Source organism: Streptomyces hygroscopicus (assembly GCF_026168105.1).
Taxonomy (GTDB): Bacteria; Actinomycetota; Actinomycetes; order Streptomycetales; family Streptomycetaceae; genus Streptomyces; species Streptomyces hygroscopicus_D.
Window position 1 is genome coordinate 1 of record NZ_LBMW01000116.1, and the last position, 4,258, is coordinate 4,258.

At 67.7% G+C, this 4,258-nt stretch carries 6 protein-coding genes and 1 pseudogene; 5 read left to right on the plus strand and 2 right to left on the minus strand.

Going from position 1 to position 4,258, the window contains the following annotated elements:
* Positions 1–624: 624 nt before the first annotated feature.
* The 5 genes and pseudogenes from AAW14_RS38945 (at position 625) to AAW14_RS38965 (ending at position 3,725) form a co-directional block, all read left to right on the plus strand.
* Complete coding sequence (locus AAW14_RS38945) at positions 625–1,263, plus strand: RNA polymerase sigma factor (protein ID WP_265569207.1); 639 nt, start codon at positions 625–627, stop codon at positions 1,261–1,263.
* Positions 1,260–2,306, plus strand: a complete 1,047-nt coding sequence (locus tag AAW14_RS38950) for a CU044_5270 family protein (protein WP_265569203.1) — start codon at positions 1,260–1,262, stop codon at positions 2,304–2,306. Before AAW14_RS38945 ends, AAW14_RS38950 begins: the two co-directional genes overlap by 4 nt.
* Positions 2,307–2,371: 65 nt before the next feature.
* Positions 2,372–2,619, plus strand: a pseudogene (locus tag AAW14_RS38955) (IS30 family transposase); the annotation flags it as partial.
* A 149-nt stretch (positions 2,620–2,768) separates the two neighbouring features.
* Positions 2,769–3,122 (plus strand): PadR family transcriptional regulator, encoded by a 354-nt coding sequence (locus AAW14_RS38960; RefSeq protein ID WP_265569204.1) that lies wholly within the window; start codon positions 2,769–2,771, stop codon positions 3,120–3,122.
* A gap of 39 nt (positions 3,123–3,161) precedes the next feature.
* On the plus strand, positions 3,162–3,725 hold the full coding sequence (locus AAW14_RS38965; protein ID WP_265569205.1) for an HAAS signaling domain-containing protein: 564 nt from the start codon (positions 3,162–3,164) through the stop codon (positions 3,723–3,725).
* Here the strand turns inward: AAW14_RS38965 and AAW14_RS38970 are convergent.
* Positions 3,720–3,986, minus strand: coding sequence for a Tn3 family transposase (locus AAW14_RS38970; RefSeq protein WP_265569206.1), 267 nt, complete (start codon positions 3,984–3,986; stop codon positions 3,720–3,722). The genes AAW14_RS38965 and AAW14_RS38970 overlap by 6 nt on opposite strands.
* Entirely contained in the window at positions 3,929–4,141 is a 213-nt protein-coding gene (locus AAW14_RS38975) for a Tn3 family transposase (RefSeq protein ID WP_265569208.1), read from the minus strand. Before AAW14_RS38975 ends, AAW14_RS38970 begins: the two co-directional genes overlap by 58 nt.
* Between the last annotated feature and the right edge of the window lie 117 nt (positions 4,142–4,258).

Consider the following 4,258-nt stretch of genomic DNA (forward strand, 5'->3'; position numbering starts at 1 on the left):
ATCGTGGAGACCCTCATCGAGGAGGCCATGAAGCTCGCCGAACAAATGCAGAAGGACGGCCTCGGGTCCGGCAAACCTCAGATCTCCATCAGCTGACAACTCCGCCCGAAGCCCACCTACATACGGTGGCAACTACCGGGGCCCTTGGTGTCAGCCCCCTTCCCTTCATTGCCATCAACGGAAATCTCGAGGCGCGTACGGGCCCTGGCGAGTTGGGCAGTCCGCCGGGCGCTGGGTGGCCGGGCTCCGATGGCGGCCACCCAGCAGGGCGCAGACCACGGCCGTGACGGCCGCTGCGCCGTCGTCGACGCCCACAGTGTCGGAACTACTGGAGTCGCCGTCACCGTCACCCGTGGGTCTGCCACCGTCAGAAGGTTCGTCGCTGCACAAGCGGTGGGACGTCGCTGACTGCCGAGAGCTTCCGGTTCACCGCGCTCTCCCCGCAGCGGTGCTCGACTACGGCAGCACCGTGACCGCCCCGGTCCGGGCCGAGGGCGGCAGCCGCAGCCTGGCAATGAACTCGCCGACGTCTTCCAGACGCTCCGCCCGGCCGGGAGCCACATGTCTCCTGACCACGTGACGTATGTCACGGGAACCTGCCCTGCCGCGCGGACAAAGCCGGACGTGGACTACTCATTGCACACCCGGATACGGGCAGGCGACCCCGAGGCGTTCCGCGAGCTCTTCCATGACCACGCCCGACTGGTGCACCGGCACGCGGTGCGCGTGACCGGGGACTGGGCCGTCGCCGAGGACGTCGTCTCGCTGACCTTCCTGGAGGCGTGGCGGCTGCGCGCCAAGCTGCGGGACGAGGGCGACAGCCCGCGCCCCTGGCTGATGGGCATCGCCGTGAACGTACTGCGCAACACCACCCGCGCCGCGCGCCGCCATCAGCGGGCCCTGGAGCGCCTGCCGGCAAAGGAGACGGTCCCGGACTTCGCCGACGAACTGGTCGGCCGCATAGCCGATTCCGACCAACTGGCTGCCGCCCAGCGGGCGCTGAAGAAGCTGCGCCGGAGTGAGCGCGAGGTCTTCACACTCTGTGTGTGGTCCGGGCTCAGCTACGCGGAGGCGGCGGCCGTGCTCGGCGTCCCGGTCGGCACCGTTCGCTCCCGCCTGTCCCGCGCCCGCAAACGGCTGAGCAGGCTAGCCGACGAAGAACTGAGGAAACGCACGGAACCGCTACCGCGCAACGGACAAGTACAGGGTGGCCGCACTTCTGCGGCCGGGTCATATGAGTCGCACGAGGAGAGGTCCGAATGATCCGCAAGAAGTCACGGCGCGAGGAGTCGCTGGACCACGCGGAGCTGGCCCGGTTGCTGCCGGCGCCGGGAGACCCGCACCTGTCGCTCGACCGTCACCTTCTTCTCGAGGAGCACCTGATGAACGAGATCCTGCGCACTGCACCGGCCCCCGCCGTTGCGGCGTCCCGCCGCCCACGCCGTGCCCTGCTGATTGGCGTCCCGGTCACAGCCGCTGCCTTGGCCGGCGTATTCGCCTTCACCATGCTGGGCAGTTCCCAGGGTGGTACGGCCGCGGCCACCCCGCCCCCGGTCGAGGCACCAGTCGTCCGTATCGAGCCCGGCAGCACCGCCCAGCTCGCCTCCACCGTCCAGAGCATCGCCGCCGCCGCCTTGGCCCGCAAGACGCCCGAGCCCGGCCCGGGCCAGTACATCTACATCAAGAGCGAGGTCTCCTACCTATCCGTTTCGCACACCGACACCAACCCGTCCAAGGCATGGGTCCAGCCCCTGCACATCCGTGAGTCCTGGGAGTCCCCCGACGGACACAAGGGGTGGCTCGATGAACCCGGCTACCAGCCCAGGGGAGGCGTCGACCTCGACAGTGACGTCACCCGCGGCTCGTACAACGAGACCAAGACGCTGCCCACCGATCCCGCGGCACTGCTGAAGAAGATCTACGCGGGCACCAACGGCGAGAGTGACCGGGACCAGCAGGCCTTCACCGCCATCGGTGACATCCTCATCGAACAGCTGGCGCCTGCTCGTACCTCCGCCGCTCTCTACCGGGCCGCGGCCAAGATCCCGGGGGTTGTGGTGGTGGACCATGCCAAGGACGCCGCTGGACGCGACGGCATCGCCCTGGCCCGGGTGGACCAGCAGAGCGGCGCACGCACCGAGTGGATCTTCGACCGCCAGACATACGCCTATCTCGGCAGCCGAGGTGTCCAGGTCAAGCAGGTCGACGACATCCAGCCCGGCACGGTCATCGAACGCACCGCCGTGCTGCAGCGGGCCGTCGTCGACGCCGAGAAGCAGCGCCCCGGTGCGCAAGGTGCCGTCTGACAGTTGTCAGGGCGCGTATCGGGTTCTGATCAATTGTGAGGGCGGTCGGGGTGGGGAGCGCAGGGGGACGTGAGATGGCCGAGCACCAGGCCATCACCGCCGAGACGGGCATGCCGATCCATCTCTGCAAGCCGCGGAGCCCGTGGCAGCGCGGCACCAACGAGAACACCAACCGGCTGTTGCGGCAGTACCTCCCCAAGGGCGCAGACCTCCGCACGTCCAGCCAGGCCGACCTCGACGCATCGCCCACGAGCTCAACCACCGTCCGCGCAAGACCAAGTCCGCAACCTGGTCCGACCCCCCGGGGCGGTAAGGCGGCCGGATCGCGGCAGCGCGAACGATGTCGTGCGACGCCCCATCCACCACTGTCCGATGCAGTAGCCGCACGGGTATCGATACCCGGCCTGGGGCGGTCCCGGGCAGGACTGGACGGGCATGGCCGTCCCGGTTACCATGCATTGCATGGTACCTGATGTGGCAAGTAAGGGTGGCTCAGGAAAGGCGGAAAGTCAGCTTCGCAAGGGAGTTCTGGAGTACTGCGTCCTGGGACTTCTGCGCACTGGCGCTCGCTACGGCGTAGAGCTGCTGGAGGTGCTTGGCACGGTGAACGTGATGACCACCAGTCAGGGGACGATCTATCCTTTGCTGGCCCGGTTGCGCCGTGACGGCTTGGTGGATACCACCTGGCAGGAGTCCCCAAGTGGGCCGCCGCGCCGCTACTACATGCTGACCCCTCAGGGAGAGGCGGCGCTGGCGGAGTTCACTGAGATCTGGCCGCACTTCCGCGACGCCGTGGACCGCTTCATCACCGATTAAACGACCGGACTCCCCACTGCCTTTACCTGGAGATTCACTATGAAGACCGTCGAGCACCCGCTTGCGGTGGCTTACCTGGAGGCTGTGGCACGCGAGGCCGCAGCCCTGGCGCCGGAGCGCCGCAACGAACTTCTTGCCGACCTGACGGAGCACATTGCGGTGGCATTCGCCGAGCGGCCGGCCCGCAACGAGGCAGAGGTGAAAGCCGTCCTGGACCGCCTCGGCGACCCCCGCACGATCGTGGCCACCGCCCGCGAAGGCGAGACCATTGTGCTGCCGGTCAGCAAGTGGCACAGCCTTGCCCCGTTGATCTTGCTGCCGGTGGCCGGACTTCTCGGGGTCGTCAACCCCGTCCTGGGCGGCATTGCCATGATCGCGGGCGTCGTGCTGCTGTGGGCAGCACCTCACTGGAGCAGGCGCGACAAGATCATCGGCACCGTGGCCACGCTCCCGGTCCCTATAGCGCTTGCCGGCATGGCCTTCACTGCAGCAACAACGGCGCCGCTCGACCCGGGGCTGCTCACTCTCGTCGCCCCCAGCGTGCTGGTCCCGGCGGCCGCATCGGTATACCTCCTCCGGGCAGGGCGCCGCATGTCGTCATGATGAGGAATCGCCTGTTCTGACAGCGTCACCGACCGCATGGCGCGGACCGGGCACCGTGACGTCCAGCGGGAGTTCGAGCCGCTTGTCCATGTCGAGGCGGAAGGTGTCGTACGGGTTGATGTTCGACCAGAACAACGCGGTCACACTGCGCCAGTCCTCGTCGGACAGCTTTCTGGCCCAGGCGGTTTTCGGCGAGGACTTGTTCAACAGCAGGGTGTTGACGTGGACGAGCGCGGACTGGAGCAAGTGCAGGGCGAGCATCGAGGTCTCGGCGTGTTCCGTGTCCGGGCCGTCAGGGCACCGTCCTTGCCGTAGTGCAGCACGGAGTTGGCGCTGTTCCAGTTCTCCACGACCTGGAGCCCGCCGTGGATCTCCCGGCGCGAGGCGGGCTGGCCACAGTAGTCGCAGGCGAAGATCGTGCGTACGGCGGCGTCCCAGCTCTTCGAGGGCTTGGTAGGTGGGGTGCTTCGGACCGCGGCGGGTGAAAGAGCGTTTTGTCCCGGCGAGGTTGTTTGGTTCGAGGTTCAGGTGTC